Source organism: Pseudomonadales bacterium (assembly GCA_024234215.1).
Taxonomy (GTDB): domain Bacteria; phylum Pseudomonadota; class Gammaproteobacteria; order Pseudomonadales; family UBA5862; genus JACKOQ01.
The window spans coordinates 308,678-324,378 of record JACKOQ010000002.1 but is presented as its reverse complement, the minus strand read 5'-3'; the positions used below and the strand labels follow the sequence as shown (position 1 = coordinate 324,378).

The following is a 15,701-nucleotide window of genomic DNA, read 5'->3' as shown; positions in this document are numbered from 1 at the left end:
CATTGGGGGCAAGGTAAAAATATGATAATTTTACCGCAGTTGCCCCCTGTGGGGCAGGGGCTGGGCAAAGAGTTGCATCATTGGTACAGAGCAGCACGGATTGAAGATGAAACCAGAAGAGATTCAGCGCATCGCCCAGCTCGCCCGGCTCAGGATCGATGCCGATCACCATGCGGAGGTTGGCGTGCGGTTGTCGGCGATTCTCGATCTGGTGCAGCAGATGCATCAGGTCGACACGCAAAACATCGAGCCGCTGGCCCACCCGCTCAATGTCACCCAGCGGCTGCGTGGCGATGAGGTCACCGAAACCGACCAGCGCGAGCGTTTTCAGCAGCTCGCGCCCTTGACCGAGGATGGGCTCTATCTGGTACCCAAGGTGATCGAGTGAGCCGTCTGAACTGCTGCCGTCCGCGTTCCATCACCCCACCAGCACACCCTGCATGCATAATCTGACTCTGATCCAACTGGCGCATGGGCTCGATGCGGGAGAGTTCAGCTCGGTCGAGCTGACACGCCACTTCCTGCAGCGCATCGACAGGCTCGACGGCCACTACAACAGCTTCATCACGCGAACCGCCGAGCAGGCGCTGGATGCAGCGGCCGCGGCCGATGCGCGTCGCGCGCGTGGCGAAGCTGGCCTGGGTGCCGGCCTGCCGTTGGCGCACAAGGACATTTTCTGCACCGATGGGGTGCGCACCACCTGCGGTTCGCGGATGTTGGGCAATTTCGTCTCGCCCTACGATGCCACCGTGGTCGAGCGGTTTCGTGCCGCCGGCTGGGTCTGTCTCGGCAAGACCAACATGGATGAGTTCGCGATGGGCTCCTCCAACGAGACCAGCTATTTTGGTCCGGTGCGCAACCCCTGGGATCGGTCGCGGGTGCCGGGCGGTTCATCCGGTGGTTCGGCCGCGGCGGTGGCGGCGCGGCTGGCGCCCGGCGCCACTGCCAGCGACACCGGCGGCTCGATTCGCCAGCCGGCCGCGCTCTGCGGCATCAGCGGCCTGAAGCCGACCTATGGCCGGGTCTCGCGCTACGGCATGATCGCCTTCGCCTCCAGCCTCGATCAGGGTGGACCGATGGCGCGCTCGGCGGCTGACCTTGCGCTGATGTTGCAGGTGATGGCCGGCTTCGATCCGCGTGATTCGACCAGCATCGACCAGCCGGTGCCCGACTACCTGGGTCAGCTCGACCAGCCGCTGAAGGGGCTGCGCATCGGTTTACCGAAAGAGTATTTCGAAGCGGGACTGAGCGCACCGATGGAGCGGGTGATCCGCGCTGCGATCGAGATCTATCGCGACCTCGGCGCGCAGTTCCGCGAGGTGAGTCTGCCCCACACCGCGCTGTCGGTGCCGGTCTACTATGTCATCGCCCCGGCGGAGTGCTCCGCCAACCTGGCGCGCTACGATGGTGTCCGCTATGGCCACCGCTGCGCCGATCCGGTCGACCTGGAAGATCTCTACACCCGTAGCCGTGCCGAGGGCTTTGGCGCCGAAGTGCAGCGGCGCATCCTCACCGGCACCTACGTGCTCTCCTCCGGCTACTATGACGCTTACTACCTGAAAGCGCAGAAGATCCGCCGGCTGATCCGTGACGACTTCGCCCGTGCTTTCGACGAGGTCGATCTGCTGCTGGGCCCCACTTCGCCCTCACCGGCCTTCAAACTCGGCGAGAAGAGCAGCGACCCGATCACCATGTATCTGGAGGACATCTACACCATCGCCGCCAACCTGGCCGGGTTGCCGGCGTTGTCGATCCCGGCCGGTCTGCTGGATGGCCTGCCGGTCGGTCTGCAACTGATTGGCAACTACTTCGACGAGGGGCGACTGCTGGCGGCGGCACACCGCTTCCAGCAACAGACCGACTGGCACCAGCGTGAACCCCTGTCCTCTTCAACCCTGCAGGCATCATGACCGCTATGGAATGGGAAACCGTCATCGGGCTGGAGATCCATGTCCAGCTCGCGACTCAGAGCAAGATCTTCTCCGGTGCCAGCACCCGCTTCGGCGCCCGCCCGAATGGCCAGGCCTGCGCGGTCGATCTGGCACTGCCGGGGGTGTTGCCGGTGCTGAACGAGGCTGCGGTGCGGCTGGCGGTGCGCTTTGGTCTTGCCATCGGTGCCCAGATCGATCGCCAGTCGATCTTCGCCCGCAAGAACTACTTCTACCCCGATCTGCCGAAGGGTTATCAGATCAGCCAGATGGAGCACCCGATCGTCGGACGTGGTCAGGTGGAGATCACCCTGGCCGATGGTTCGACCCGCACGGTCGGCATCACCCGCGCCCACCTCGAAGAGGATGCCGGCAAATCGCTGCACGAAGATTTTCATGGCATGACCGGCATCGACCTCAACCGCGCCGGCACGCCGCTGCTCGAAATCGTCTCCGAGCCCGACCTGCGTTCGGCCGAGGAGGCCGTTGCCTACCTCAGAACCATCCACACCCTGGTGCGCTGGCTGAAGGTCTCCGACGGCAACATGGCCGAAGGGTCGCTGCGCTGCGATGCCAATGTTTCGGTGCGCCCGCGTGGCCAGCGTGAACTCGGCACCCGCACCGAGATCAAGAACATCAACTCGTTCCGCTTTGTCGAGCGGGCGATTCGCCATGAGGTCGAGCGGCAGATCGAGCTGATCGAAGCCGGCGGACGGGTGGTGCAGGAGACCCGGCTCTACGATTCGGTGCGTGATGAGACCCGGTCGATGCGCAGCAAGGAGGTTGCCACCGACTACCGCTACTTTCCCGAGCCCGATCTGTTGCCGTTGCAGCTGAGCGAAGCCTTCATCGAGGCGGTACGCGGCGAACTGCCCGAACTGCCCGAAGCGCGGTGCGCCCGGTTCATCAGCGCACATCAATTGACGCCCTACGACGCGGGGGTGCTGACCTCCTCCAGAGAGCTGGCCGATTACTACGAGGCGGTGGCAGCGGTCGTCGGCGATTGCAAGCTGGCCGCCAACTGGGTCACCGGCGAGTTGATGGGGCGACTCAACCGCGAGAACCTCGACATCACCGCCAGTCCGGTCACTGCCGAACAGTTGGCAAATCTGTTGCTGCGCATTGCCGATGGCACCATTTCCGGCAGCAGTGGCAAGGGGCTGCTGCAGGCGCTGTGGAGTGGCGAAGGCGATGTCGACGAGCTGATTGCCGAACGCGGACTCAGGCAGATCTCCGACAGCGGTGCGCTCGATGCGCTGGTCACTGCGGTGATCGCAGCCCATCCGGAGCAGGCCGAACAGTTCCGTGCCGGCAAGGAGAAGGTGCTCGGTTTTCTGGTGGGGCAGGTGATGAGAAGTTCGCGCGGCAGCGCCAATCCAACCCAGGTCGGCGATCTGCTGCGGCAGAAATTGGGTGCATGACAGCGATGAACAGTGAGCGCGTGCCCACCCATCCCCAGTTCGTGCTGGGGGTCGACCTCGATGGCGTGGTCGCCGACTTCATCGGCGGGCTGCGGCCCATCGCCGCCGAATGGCTGGGTGTACCACTGGCGTCGCTGAGCGAGGAAGTCAGCTATGGGTTCAACGAATGGCAGCTGGAGTCCGCCGGCGGCTACGACGCGCTGCACCGTTTTGCCGTCAAGCAGCGCGACCTGTTCAAGCGGTTGCCACCGATCAGCGGTGCGCCGGCCGTGCTGCGCCGTCTCTCGGCACAGGATATCCGCATCCGCATCATCACCCATCGCCTCTACATTCCCTGGTTCCATCGTGAAGCCGTGCAGCAGACCATCGACTGGCTCGAACACCACGGCATTCCCTACTGGGATCTCTGCTTCATGCGTGACAAGGCGGCGGTCGGCGCTGACCTCTATCTGGAGGACAATCCCGCCAACATCGCCGCACTGCGCGCCCAGGGTTTTCCCACCATCGTCGTCGTCAACTCCACCAACCACCAGTTGGCACCGCCAGCAGCCCGCAACTGGGATGAGGTGGAGCAGTTGGTGCTGGCAGCCTTCGCCGACTGGCAATCCTCTCGCGCATGACCCCGGACGAGGTGGCAACTTGACCCGGAGACGGTCGATGCGAAGACTCCTGCGTACCCTGCTGCTGACATTGTCGCTGGGCGGCCTGGCACCGGTGCATGCCGATGAGGCCGAGAGCGTCACGCTGGCGATCCAGAACGGCATTGCCTATCTGCCACTGCTGCTGGCCGATGAACAGCATCTGATCGAAGAGGAGGCGGCCCGGCTGGGTCTGCCCAACCTCAAGGTCAAGCTGCTCAATCTCGGCTCCGCGGGCATGATCCGCGATGCACTGATTGCCGGGCAGGTCGATTTCGGCGCAGTGGGTCCACCCACGCTGGTCAACATGCATGACAAGACCCGAGGTGACATCAAACTGGTCTCGGTCATCGTCAGCCTGCCGATGACGCTCAACACCACCAACGACCGCGTCAAATCGATCTGCCAGTTCGATACCGGTGACAAGATCGCGCTGCCCACCATCAAGATCTCGGTGCAGGCGGTGACACTGCAGATGGCGGCCAAGGCGCAGTGTGGCGATCCGTTTCTGCTCGATCGTCTGACCGTATCGATGGCCCATCCCGACGGCATGAACGCACTGCTGTCCGGTGTGGTCTCGGCTCACTTCACTTCGCCGCCCTTTGCGCAGGCCGAGATCGAGCGCGGCCAAGGCAAGGTCAGACCGCTGCTCGACTCCTACAGCATTCTGGGTGACAAGAGCACCTTCATCGTGCTGGTGGGGTCCGAGCGCTTCCGCGCGCGCAATCCCAACCTCCATGCCGCCGTGCGCAGTGCCATCCAGCGTGCGAAGGCGCGCATCGCACAGGACGGGACCGCCGCCGCCCAACTCTACCTGCGCCGCGAAAACAGCCGTGAAACCCTCGATGAGGTGCTGAAGCAGCTCGATTCGACCGACCTCGAGTTTGGCGAAGTGCCGCGTGGCATCGGTCACTATGCCCGCTTCATGCATGAGGTTGGCAGTGTCAAGGGCCGCTATGACTGGAAGGCGCTGAGCATGCCCGAACTGCACGATCAGCCGGGCAGCTGAGGGGCGGCCATGAGCGCGCCGCTGCTGACAGTGCGTGATCTGACCCTCGTGTATGGGGCTGGAAACAATGCGATGCCGGTGCTGCATCGGGTCAGCTTCGACATCCGGCGTGGCGACCGCTTCATCATCCTCGGCCGTTCCGGCTGTGGAAAATCGACCTTGCTCAAGGCGATTGCCGGTTTTTTGCGCCCCAGATCGGGGCAGATCGAGCTCGATGGCAAGTCGGTCACCGCGCCCGGCATCGACCGCATGGTGGTCTGGCAGGATGCCAACCAGTTGCTGCCGTGGAAGCGGGTGCTGGACAATGTCGCCTACCCGCTGCTGCGCAACGGTGTGGCCAAGGGCGAGGCCCGCGAGCGGGCCAGGGCCTTTCTGGACAAGGTCGACCTGAGCCGTGCGCTCGACCTCTATCCGCATCAGCTCTCCGGCGGCATGAAGATGCGGGTCGCCATTGCCCGCGCGCTGGCGGTCGAGCCGGTCATGCTGCTGCTCGATGAGCCCTTCTCGGCGCTCGATGCGCTGACCCGCAGCCGCCTGCAGGATGAACTGCTGCAACTGCAACGGCAGACCGGCACCACGCTGCTGTTCGTCACCCACGACATTCCCGAGGCGGTCAAGCTGGGCAGCGCCATCTTGGTGCTCTCACCCCACCCCGGGCAGATCAAGGCGCTGCTCGACCCCGGCAGAGTTTCATCTCAGGAGTTGACCCAGACCATCTCCCGGCTGATCCATGCCGACAGCGGTGATCTGGAACAGGAGTCCAACTGATGAATTCGGCTCCACGCCCGCACTACATCGTCGAGCAGCAGAGTCAGCCCGTCGGGCTCGAGGCCATAACCCGGAGCGCCTGGCACTGGCTGTTCGATCGCCCACTGGTTCGACAGCTTGGAGTGGTGATTCTGCTCTGCCTGCTGTGGGAGGTCACCGCCCGCCAGGCGAATGCGCCGCTGCTGCTCCCCACCCTCGGCGACACCCTCGTGGCCCTGCGCGATGCGATGGTGGCTCCGCAAGGCGATCTTCTGGCCCATCTGTGGGAGTCGCTGCGGGCGCTTTGCACCGGTTTTGCAGTCGGCAGCGTGATCGCCACGCTGCTGGTGATCCTGGCGATCAATCTGCGTTTCGGCGAAACCTTGCTCGGCACCATCACCTCCGGTTTTGCGCCGCTGCCGGCAGTGGCGATCTTTCCGCTGGCGCTGATGTGGTTCGGCATCTCCTGGTCATCGATCGTCTTCATCACCTCCTGGGCAACCCTGTTTCCGGTGGCGGTGGCGATGTTTCAGGGGTTTCGCAGTGTGCCTGACACCTTGCGGCAGGTCGGACTCAACATCGGGCTGCATGGGCTGGGTTATACCCTGCGCATTCTGGTGCCCGCCTCACTGCCCTCGATCATGACCGGCATCCGTGGCGGTGTGGCCAATGCCTTCCGTGCCCTGATCGCGATCGAGATGGTGCTGGGCGCGGTCTCCGGCAATGGCGGGTTGGGCTGGTTCGTCATGACTGCGAAACAGAATCTGGAGATGCCCACCGTCTATGCCGGAATCCTCGCCATCATGCTCATCGGCTTGCTGTTCGAAGGGCTCTTTTCCATTCTGGAGCAATGCACCATTCGTCGCTGGGGCATGGTGCACTGAGCCTGCCGTGCTGCGGATTGTCATGAAAAAATAGCCGAAGAGGGTTGCAAGGTCTGTCAATCATCCATATAATTTGGCGTCATGGACAATCCGCGACTTTGAATCATGAAGAGAAGACCGCCCAGTCAGCGATAGACCCTCGTTCTCATGCCGCGATCAATGGTCGTGGAGGCTCTGTGTTCCCACCTGATCAGTTCAGGTTCCGGCCCTCTCGTCACCTCGACAGCATCGCCAGCGAAGTGGATCAAAATCCTGTCAAGTCGGTCTTTCAGGCGCATTCAACCTGCGGAATCTGTTCCAAAAGAATTGGCCATGACCGGCCAATTGCCATGATCCGGTAAGTGCGCTCGACCGGATGGTGGTGTACTTGAAGCTCAAACGCACGTTTTTTTGATGAGAATTTTGCATGAATATCTACGTTGGAAACCTCCCTTATAAATTCAGCAGCGATCAGTTGCGTGAACTGTTTGCTGAATTTGGTGAGGTGCGGTCCGCAAATGTGATCATTGACCGGGCCACGAACCAGTCGAAAGGCTTTGGTTTCGTGGAGATGGCTGATAAAGGCCAAGCCGAAACCGCCATCAAGTCGCTCAATGATCGTCCGATCGAAGGCCGCAACCTGCGCGTCAACGAAGCCCGTCCGCGTGAAAACGGCGGTGGCGGCTTTGGCGGGGGCGCGGGCGCTGGCCGTCCACCCCGTCGGGACCGTTTCTGAGCATACCCGTCCTGCTTCGCCGTCGGCAGGGTTCGATGGTGAAGCAGATCAGTTCAGTCCGCAGGGCACTTTAAGCTCAAAGGAGCCCTGCGGCTGCTGACGAGGTCTGACGTGGCCCAATTTCGGGCAGACATCTTTTTTGAGTGCGAATTTCGGCTCGAATTCGGTGTCATCCATTCGTGCGCTTCATGTGCTGCGTCACCCAGTGCAGATCAGCCTTGTGCTGTCTGTTGCTGCCTGAATCTTGCGCAAGAATAAGAAAAAGCCCCTCCATCAGGGCGCTGTGACTGGTGCACTGCCCAGATGTTCGATGAACAGACGGTCGATCTTGCCGTCCAGCCGCATCTGCTCGAGCCAAGTGTCGATATAGGCCTTCAGGATTGGATCACGTGGCAGCAGGATGCCCTTGGCGCTCTTGTTTAGGGTGCTGCCCGGCATGGTGGGACAGAGTTCCGGGTGTTTGCGACTTTGCAGTGTGACCTCGATGTCATCGGTGATCATCACGTCCGCCCGCCCCTGAATGATCTCATCGAAGATGGTGTTGTTGTCGGGGTGGCGGATCAGGGTGGCCCGTTTCAGGTTGGTTTCGGCAAACTGCTGGTTGGTGCCACCCGGGTTGACGATCACCTCGATGCCCGGTTGATCGATCCTTTCAAGGCTTGAGAAGCGTTCGCGCTCAGAACAGCGGGCGATCGGCGTCTTGCCGCCGAGGTGGTAGCGCTGCGAAAAGAGCCCGATCTGCTGCCGCGCCAGCGTGATGCTGACACCGCTCATCGCAAGGTCATAGCGGTTTGCCAGCAGATCGCTGCTCAATTGTGGCCAGGAAGTGCGTACAAATCGCGCCTCTACCCCCCCCAGGCTTTTGGCCAGCTCCCGTGCCAGCTCGATGTCGATGCCGGCAAAGCCATTGTCCGCCTGGCGCCATTCGCTGAACGGTGGATAGTCGCCGGTGGTGCCGATCCGCAGATAACCACGCGCAATGATTTGATCGAGCCGGCTGTAGGCCGTGGCGGCGCTGGTTGCTCTGACCGCCAGCAGCGGGGTGAGAAGCGCCTGTCGGTCGGTGTCGCTCAGCAGTTCGGCATCGACCTGCCGATTGAACTGCGCCTGGTGTGCCGCGTAGAGATCAACTTCGATCAATGTCGGCAGAGCAGCCTTCAGAGCGACCAACATCCGGCTGTTGATTTGATCCAGTCGTGGCCGAATCTCCTTGGCCAGATCGACCACCTCCAATCCCTGAGGAGGCTGCTGCTGCCACCGCTGCAACCAACCGTGCTGAAGCTGTTTACCTGCCTCCATCTGCGCCTGGAAAAAGGCTTGGGTGGTGGTCGGGTCGAGGTCGAGCTGTCCGGCATCGCTGGCAACCCGATCGATGATCGCCTGCTCGCGCTTGAGATCCTCGACTGGAAGCTGATGGGCCCGCTTGTAGAGTGCAACGGCTTTCATCAGTTCCAGCCGCTCATCGACCAGCCCATAGAGTGCACGCAGCGGCGGTTCCGCTGCGTGCAGTGACGCGCAGCAGAGCAGGCCAAGGAGTGCGGCCTGCAGCAGCCATCTGAACGGCCGGCAGGCAGTTGCCGGGAGCGCGCCGGACAAGGCGTTCAACCGGCGTTGGCGCTGCGCGGGGTGGCCTGCGCGTCCCAATCGGTCAGGACGCCGCGCACGGTCTCGATGAAGGCCAGCGGTTCATCGAGAAAGACGTGGTGCTGCGCGCGCGGCACCGCGATGAAAGGCACCTCGGGACCGTAGAGCTGCTGCATCCAGGCAGTTGCCTTGGAGTTGAAGAAGATGCTTTCGGCGCCATGGATCACCACCCGTTTGCAGCGCAGCCGGGGAATGTCCTCGACCAGTTCGCGGTAGTCCATCTTGGTGTTGAATTCGTGGTCGAACTTCCACATCACGCCACCTTCGACCGGCATCAGCGAATGACGGGCAATGTGGTCGATGATGTAGTGATTGGCACAGGGCTGTTCGGGCAGCAGACGGAAGCGGCTAAGTGCGGTCTCGATGTCGGGATAGGTCTTTTTCGGCCGGAATGGCGTGCTGGTTTCGTCTCGTTTCTCAAAGGTCTCGGGTGACATCACCACAGTGTCGACGATCATGATGCCTTTCAGGCGATCGGGATAGAGAAAGCCGGTCTTGATGGTGCCGAAGCCGCCGAAGCTGTGGGCGACAATGACGGCATCATTGCCAAAGCCGGCCGCTTCGCAGACCGAGATCAGTTCACGGGCATAGGTGGCAGGGGGGTACGCCTCGCGGTGCCCGCTGTCGCCCATGCCGCTGATGTCGATGGCGGCGACAGAGTGGGTGTCACGAAAGAACGGGGCAATGAAGCTCCACCAGTGGGCATGTGCGCCACCCCCATGGACGAACAACAGGCCTGGCTTTTGGGCCCGTTCCGGGTCGACCCAGTGCAGGTAGTGGATCCGGCACCCCTCGACCTCGATGAAGTGGTCTTCGTAGGGGGCGGCAACTGCATTGCTGAACCAGGCGGGGGGTGAGGTGATGGTTCCTGACATGACGGCTCCGTGACGGGACGAATGACTGCTTGGACACGCGTTTTAAACGGCCGATTATACAGGAGCCTTAGCATTTTCCGTGCCTTGCCACCTAGCGGACAGCCGCCTCGGCAGTCGGGTCAGGCCGATGGCATCTCCCCCGCCAGCGTGGCCAGCAGAGCTTCGATTTCCAGCAGCCGTTGCTGGGCATCGGGGTTGGCCTGCTGCCAGCTGAATTTGAGGGTGGTGGCACCACGCAGCTGATGACGGGCCGGGTCGCGCTGCACCAGGCGCACCAGGGTTAGCGGGTCGATCGGGGTTTTGACATCGAATTCGAGGCTGCCGCCACTGCCACCGGCTTCGAGTCGGATGATACCCAGCGCCGTGCAGCGCAGCTTGAGCGCGCTGATGGCGAACAGGTTCCTGATCTGCATCGGCAGCAGGCCGAAGCGGTCGATCATCTCCACCTGCAATTCGCGCAGTGCCGCATCGGAGCGGCAACTGGCGATGCGCTTGTAGAGCACCAGCCGGCCATGCACGTCGGGCAGGTACTCCTCGGGAATCAGTGCTGGCACCCCGCGCAGGTTGACATCCAGCCCGCTGGCCAATGGCTGTTCCGGATCATAGACCTTGCCTTCGCGCAGGGTGGCGACGGCGCGTTCGAGCATCTCCATGTAGAGGGTGAAGCCGATCTCGCCGATGTGTCCGCTCTGATCTTCGCCCAGCAGCTCGCCGGCGCCGCGAATCTCCAGATCGTGGCTGGCCAGCATGAAGCCGGCCCCCAGGGTGTCGGCCTCCTGAATCGCCGCCAGCCGTTTGGTGGCATCGGGGGTCAGGGCCTCACGATCGGGCACCAGCAGGTAGGCGTAGGCCTGATGGTGGGAACGGCCGACCCGGCCACGCAGCTGGTGCAGCTGTGCCAGGCCGAACCGGTCGGCCCGCTCGATCAGGATGGTGTTGGCATTGGGAATGTCGATGCCGGTTTCGATGATGGTGCTGCAGACCAGCACGTTGAAGCGACGGTGCTGGAAATCGGCCATCGCCTGCTCCAGCTCGCGCTCGCTCATCTGTCCATGGGCAATGATGACCCTGGCCTGCGGCACCAACTCCTGCAGCTCGCGTGCTGCCTTGTCGATGCTCTTGACTTCGTTGTGCAGATAGAAGAGCTGGCCACCACGCTGAATCTCGCGGGTCACCGCCTCGCGGATGATGCTGGCCGACTTGCGGCAGACGAAGGTCTTGACCGACAGCCGCCGTGCCGGCGCGGTGGTGATGATCGAGATGTCGCGCATCCCCGACATGGCCATGTTCAGGGTGCGAGGAATCGGTGTGGCGGTCATCGTGAGGATGTCGACCTCGGCGCGCAATGCCTTCAGCCGCTCCTTGTGCCGCACGCCGAAGCGGTGCTCCTCGTCGATGATGATCAGCCCCAGCTGTTTGAACTTCACCTCGGGCTGCAGCAACTTGTGCGTGCCGATGATGATGTCGACCCGGCCATCGGCCATCCCGGCGAGTGCGGCCTGCTGTTCGCGCGCGGTGCGAAAGCGTGACAGCAGCTCGATCCGTATCGGCCAGTCGACGAAGCGGTCGCGGAAACTTTCGAAGTGCTGTTGGGCCAGCAGGGTGGTTGGCACCAGAATGGCGACCTGCCGGTGGTTGGCCAGCGCGATGAAGGCAGCCCGCATGGCCACCTCGGTCTTGCCGAAACCGACATCGCCACAGATCAGCCGGTCCATCGGCTTGGCAGCCAGCATGTCGGCGATGACGGCATCGATCGCCCGCTGCTGGTCCGGGGTCTCTTCAAACGGGAAGTCGGCACAGAAGCGACGATAATCTTCGTCGTCGAGCCGACAGGCATGGCCGGCACGGGCGGCACGGCGGGCATGGATGTCGAGCAGTTCGGCGGCGACGTCGCGAATCTTCTCGGCCGCCTTGCGTTTGGCCTTGCCCCACTGATCACTGCCGAGCCGGTGCAGCGGCAGGTGGGCATCATCGGCGCCGCTGTAGCGCGAGATCAGTTGCAGCGAGGCCACCGGTACATAGAGCTTGTCACCGCCGGCATACTCCAGCATCAGAAATTCGCTGACCTGGTTGTCGACGCTCAATGTGACCAGTCCCTGATAGCGCCCCACACCATGGTCGATGTGCACCACCGCCGCGCCGGTGCTCAGCTCGGCCAGGTTCTTGAAGATCCAGTCGCTCTGGTCGCTCTCGCGGCCCTTTTTTCTGCGCTGTACCAACTGGCGGCCAAAAAGTTCTGCCTCGGTCACCAGCGCGATGCCCTGCTCCTTCAGCCAGAGGCCGCGCTCGATCGGCGCCACGGTGATGGCACAGGGGGCTTCGCCGGTGACGAACGCCTCCCAGCCGGCACTCGGTGCCGGGCGCAGCGCAGCCTTTTTCAGCAGTTCGGTCAGCGCCTCGGCACGGCCCGGCGATTCGGCGACGAAGAGCAGCCGACTGACGTCGTTGTGCAGGAACGTCTGTACCTTGGTCAGTGGGTGTTTGGCCTTGGCATCGATCGTGAGGTCGGGCAGCGCCGGGCCATCGTGCTGGATCTCCGCTTTTCCGGAGCCGAGCGCGGTGCCGTGCAGTTGCAGTTGCGGGAATTGGTTCAGCCGTTCAGTCAGCACATCGGGTGGCAGAAACAGCTCGGCAGGCGGCAGCAGTGGCTTCTCGCGGTCATGGCGCAGCTCGTCGTAACGGTTGCCGACCTGTTGCCAGAACTGCTGGGCGGCGCGGATCGGTTCGCCGATGGTGACCACCAGGCTCAAGGTCGCCAGATAGTCGAACAGGGTCGCGCTCTCATCGAAGAACAGCGGTAGATAGTATTCTACGCCGGGTGGCGCGATCCCCTGGTTGATGTCGCCGAAGATCGGCGACTCCTTGGGGGTGACATCGAAAAATTCATACCAGCGGCGGCGAAAGGTGGCGATGCCGGCGCCGTCGAGTGGAAATTCGCGTGCCGGCAGCAGCTCCACCCGGTCGACCCTGGCGGTGGTGCGTTGGCTTTCGGCATCGAAGGTGCGCAGTGATTCGATCTCGTCATCCAGCAGTTCGATGCGGTAGGGGCTGCTGCTGCCCATCGGATAGAGGTCGAAGATCGCACCGCGCACGGCGAACTCGCCATGCTCGTAGACATTCTCCACCGCCCGGTAACCGGCGGCGTCGAGCTGCTGGCGCATCCGCTCGATCGAGAAGGTCTGCCCGGTGTGCAGTTGCAGATGGTGGCCCTGCAGGAAGTGGGTGGGTGGCAGCCGCTGCATCAGGGTGGGCAGCGCGATGACCAGCACGCCTCGTCTGATCTGTGGCAACTGGTAGAGCAGTGACAGACGCTGGGAGATGATCTCCTGATGCGGCGAGAAGTTGTCGTAGGGGAGGGTCTCCCGGTCGGGAAAGGTCAGCACTGGCACCTGCGGCTGGGCGGCGAGTAAGAAGCGCAGTTCGGCCTCGATGCGCATCGCCTCGTCACTGTCGATGGTGACCACCAGAATGAGCCGTTCATGCGCGGCGGCCAGCTGGGCGATCAGCAGACTCGGCAGCGCGCCCGGCAATGGGGCGATCGCCAGCCGTTCGGCTGCCCGGGTGGGCAGCCTGTCGAGCAGAGCAGCAAAAGGTGTCATCTTGGTCAGAGCAGGCAGGAGGGAGCGGGCGGATGGGTCACAGGCCCAGTCGCCGCCACCGTGGGGGGCGCGGCGGCAGGCCTTGGCTGGCGGCGATTATCCGCCTTTATCGTTCGCGGGCCAAGGCGGACGCGCGTGAAGCAGTGGCCGGGCAGCAGTGGATTGCCGGGCGAGGGGCCGCGCAGGGCAGCTGTGCCGGTTGCCCTGCCATCCTGCGCGGGGCGTGTCACTCCTCGTCGGGGGTGACCTCGGCCAGAATCTGCCGAATCTTCACCTGGGCCCGCTCGCTGACCGAGACTGCGGCGACCACGCCGTCGACGTCGCTGCGCAGTTGATGCTCCATCTTCATCGCATCGAGCACCACCACGATGTCGCCCTTGGCAACCCGGTCACCCGGTTTGACGTTGACGGCGATCACCGTGCCATCGAGCGGCGCAGCGATCTTGCCGCTGCCGGCCAGATCGGCCTCTTCGGGTTCCTTGAGCGTGCGATCGATCAGTTTGAGGTTGCCGTGTGCGGTGTCGAGGTAGATCTCCCGGTCGCGGATGAAGTAGTGCAGGCGGTTGAGCACACCATTCAGCTGATAGTGGCAGCGCTCGCCGTCGAGCGTGATCCGGTCGATGGCGAGTGACTCGCCGCTGGCCGTCGACACCGTGAAGCTGAGCTGGTTTTCGAGGTTGCCGGCGACCTTCAGCGACACTTCGAGCGTCTCTTCCCCCAGCTCGAAGCGGTAGCGGTTCAGTTGCCGCTGCGCATTGCGCCAGCCTGCCAGTCCGGGGCGGTGGGCGATCTTCGCCCCCTGCTGCAGGTAGCGGATGGCCGCAGCCAGTCCCAGTTCGAGGGCGCCGGGCTTGAAGGGGTGCAGGCTCGGCTCATCGCCCAGATGCTGGTCGATGAAGGCGGTGGTGGCTTCGCCGGCGGCAAAGGCCGGGTGGCGCAGGATGCTGGTCAAAAACGCCTTGTTGCTGTTGAGACCGAGCAGCACGGTGTCTTCGACACCGGTGATCAGCCGGCGACGTGCATCGTCGCGGGTCTGGCCATAGGTGATCACCTTGGCCACCATCGGATCGTAGAAGGGGCTGATCTCATAGCCGGTGACCATGCCGTGGTCGATGCGCAGGCCCGGCCGTTCGGGCGCCTTCCACATCAGCACCGGGCCGGTTTGCGGCATGAAGTTGAGCGCCGGCTCCTCGGCATAGAGCCGCACCTCGATGGCATGGCCGGTGAGCGTGACCTGCTCCTGGCTCATCGGCAGTTTTTCGCCAGCCGCCACCCGAATCTGCCACTCGACCAGATCGGTGCCGGTGACCAGTTCGGTGACCGGATGTTCGACCTGCAGGCGGGTGTTCATCTCCAGAAAATAGAAGCTGTGGTGCTTGTCGACCAGGAATTCGACGGTGCCGGCGCCGACATAGTTGCAGGATCGGGCGGCCGCGACGGCAGCCTCGCCCATTTTGGCGCGCAGCTCGGGCACCATGAAGGGCGACGGGCTCTCCTCGACCACCTTCTGGTGACGGCGCTGCACCGAGCAGTCCCGCTCGCCCAGGTGAATCACATTGCCGTGCTGGTCGGCGAAGACCTGAATCTCGATGTGACGCGGTTCGATGATCGCCCGCTCCAGAATCAGTTCGCCGCTGCCGAAGGCGTTCTCGGCCTCGGAGCGGGCCGAGCGGATCTGCTCGGCCAGTTGGGCCTCTTCGAACACCAGCCGCATGCCACGGCCGCCGCCACCGGCCGACGCCTTGACCATCAGTGGAAAGCCGACCCGCCTGGCTTCGCGGATCAGTGTCTCATCGCTCTGATCGGCGCCTTCATAGCCGGGGATGGTCGGTACGCCGGCGGCCTGCATCGCGATCTTGGAGAGGCGCTTGCTGCCCATCAATTCAACCGCCGGCGCCGGTGGACCGATGAAGACGATGCCGGCAGCCTCGCAGGCGGCGGCGAAGGCCATATTCTCGGAGAGAAAGCCGTAGCCGGGATGCACTGCGTCGGCGCCGGAACGTCTGCAGGCATCGATGATCCGTTCGATCGACAGGTAGGATTGCCCGACCGGCGAAGGGCCGATCAGCACGGCCTGGTCGGCCTCGCGGACGTGGCGGGCGCCGGCATCGGCCTCGCTGTAGACCGCGACCGTGCGATAGCCGAGCGATTTTGCGGTGCGGATGACCCGGGCGGCGATCTCGCCGCGGTTGGCAATCAAGATTTTTGAAAACATCAGTTAACTCCAGACCCGTGGCTGAC

12 protein-coding genes are annotated in these 15,701 nt (G+C 63.3%); 8 read left to right on the top strand and 4 right to left on the bottom strand.

The window, feature by feature from the left end; translation table 11 throughout:
- Window positions 1–106 precede the first annotated feature (106 nt).
- From gatC to H7A13_05845, 8 genes are all read left to right on the top strand, one after another.
- Window positions 107–388 carry an Asp-tRNA(Asn)/Glu-tRNA(Gln) amidotransferase subunit GatC gene (gatC, locus tag H7A13_05880; GenBank protein ID MCP5332872.1) on the top strand — a complete coding sequence of 94 codons (282 nt, stop codon included), beginning with the start codon at window positions 107–109 and terminating at the stop codon, window positions 386–388.
- 52 nt (window positions 389–440) lie between these two features.
- Complete coding sequence (gene gatA / locus H7A13_05875; protein ID MCP5332871.1) at window positions 441–1,910, top strand: Asp-tRNA(Asn)/Glu-tRNA(Gln) amidotransferase subunit GatA; 1,470 nt, start codon at window positions 441–443, stop codon at window positions 1,908–1,910.
- 5 nt (window positions 1,911–1,915) lie between these two features.
- Window positions 1,916–3,349, top strand: coding sequence for an Asp-tRNA(Asn)/Glu-tRNA(Gln) amidotransferase subunit GatB (gene gatB, locus H7A13_05870; protein MCP5332870.1), 1,434 nt, complete (start codon window positions 1,916–1,918; stop codon window positions 3,347–3,349).
- On the top strand, window positions 3,346–3,969 hold the full coding sequence (locus H7A13_05865) for a 5'-nucleotidase (protein ID MCP5332869.1): 624 nt from the start codon (window positions 3,346–3,348) through the stop codon (window positions 3,967–3,969). The genes gatB and H7A13_05865 overlap by 4 nt, the downstream gene beginning before the upstream one ends.
- Window positions 3,970–4,006: 37 nt before the next feature.
- Window positions 4,007–4,996: an ABC transporter substrate-binding protein gene (locus H7A13_05860; protein ID MCP5332868.1), complete on the top strand. Its 990-nt coding sequence runs from the start codon at window positions 4,007–4,009 to the stop codon at window positions 4,994–4,996.
- Window positions 4,997–5,005: 9 nt separating this feature from the next.
- Window positions 5,006–5,764: an ABC transporter ATP-binding protein gene (locus H7A13_05855; GenBank protein MCP5332867.1), complete on the top strand. Its 759-nt coding sequence runs from the start codon at window positions 5,006–5,008 to the stop codon at window positions 5,762–5,764.
- Window positions 5,764–6,627, top strand: coding sequence for an ABC transporter permease (locus tag H7A13_05850; protein MCP5332866.1), 864 nt, complete (start codon window positions 5,764–5,766; stop codon window positions 6,625–6,627). The genes H7A13_05855 and H7A13_05850 overlap by 1 nt, the downstream gene beginning before the upstream one ends.
- Before the next feature lie 406 nt (window positions 6,628–7,033).
- The gene (locus H7A13_05845) at window positions 7,034–7,342 is read left to right on the top strand and encodes an RNA-binding protein (protein MCP5332865.1); all 309 of its coding nucleotides are present in this window, start codon (window positions 7,034–7,036) and stop codon (window positions 7,340–7,342) included.
- A 273-nt stretch (window positions 7,343–7,615) separates the two neighbouring features.
- Here the strand turns inward: H7A13_05845 and aroQ are convergent, their stop codons facing one another.
- The 4 genes from aroQ to H7A13_05825 form a co-directional block, all read right to left on the bottom strand.
- Window positions 7,616–8,938 carry a gamma subclass chorismate mutase AroQ gene (gene aroQ / locus H7A13_05840; protein MCP5332864.1) on the bottom strand — a complete coding sequence of 441 codons (1,323 nt, stop codon included), beginning with the start codon at window positions 8,936–8,938 and terminating at the stop codon, window positions 7,616–7,618.
- Window positions 8,939–8,943: 5 nt separating this feature from the next.
- Window positions 8,944–9,861 carry an alpha/beta hydrolase gene (locus H7A13_05835; protein ID MCP5332863.1) on the bottom strand — a complete coding sequence of 306 codons (918 nt, stop codon included), beginning with the start codon at window positions 9,859–9,861 and terminating at the stop codon, window positions 8,944–8,946.
- 119 nt (window positions 9,862–9,980) lie between these two features.
- Window positions 9,981–13,460: a transcription-repair coupling factor gene (mfd, locus tag H7A13_05830; GenBank protein ID MCP5332862.1), complete on the bottom strand. Its 3,480-nt coding sequence runs from the start codon at window positions 13,458–13,460 to the stop codon at window positions 9,981–9,983.
- A 226-nt stretch (window positions 13,461–13,686) separates the two neighbouring features.
- Window positions 13,687–15,675: an acetyl/propionyl/methylcrotonyl-CoA carboxylase subunit alpha gene (locus tag H7A13_05825; protein MCP5332861.1), complete on the bottom strand. Its 1,989-nt coding sequence runs from the start codon at window positions 15,673–15,675 to the stop codon at window positions 13,687–13,689.
- Between the last annotated feature and the right edge of the window lie 26 nt (window positions 15,676–15,701).

Bases quoted from the DNA above. Each gene is read 5' to 3' on its own strand.
- H7A13_05860 (MCP5332868.1), top strand. From the start codon at position 4,007: ATGCGAAGACTCCTGCGTACCCTGCTGCTGACATTGTCGCTGGGCGGC.
- H7A13_05825 (MCP5332861.1), bottom strand. From the start codon at position 15,675: ATGTTTTCAAAAATCTTGATTGCCAACCGCGGCGAGATCGCCGCCCGG.
- gatC (MCP5332872.1), top strand. From the start codon at position 107: ATGAAACCAGAAGAGATTCAGCGCATCGCCCAGCTCGCCCGGCTCAGG.
- mfd (MCP5332862.1), bottom strand. From the start codon at position 13,460: ATGACACCTTTTGCTGCTCTGCTCGACAGGCTGCCCACCCGGGCAGCC.
- H7A13_05855 (MCP5332867.1), top strand. From the start codon at position 5,006: ATGAGCGCGCCGCTGCTGACAGTGCGTGATCTGACCCTCGTGTATGGG.
- gatA (MCP5332871.1), top strand. From the start codon at position 441: ATGCATAATCTGACTCTGATCCAACTGGCGCATGGGCTCGATGCGGGA.
- gatB (MCP5332870.1), top strand. From the start codon at position 1,916: ATGGAATGGGAAACCGTCATCGGGCTGGAGATCCATGTCCAGCTCGCG.
- H7A13_05845 (MCP5332865.1), top strand. From the start codon at position 7,034: ATGAATATCTACGTTGGAAACCTCCCTTATAAATTCAGCAGCGATCAG.
- H7A13_05850 (MCP5332866.1), top strand. From the start codon at position 5,764: ATGAATTCGGCTCCACGCCCGCACTACATCGTCGAGCAGCAGAGTCAG.
- H7A13_05865 (MCP5332869.1), top strand. From the start codon at position 3,346: ATGACAGCGATGAACAGTGAGCGCGTGCCCACCCATCCCCAGTTCGTG.
- H7A13_05835 (MCP5332863.1), bottom strand. From the start codon at position 9,861: ATGTCAGGAACCATCACCTCACCCCCCGCCTGGTTCAGCAATGCAGTT.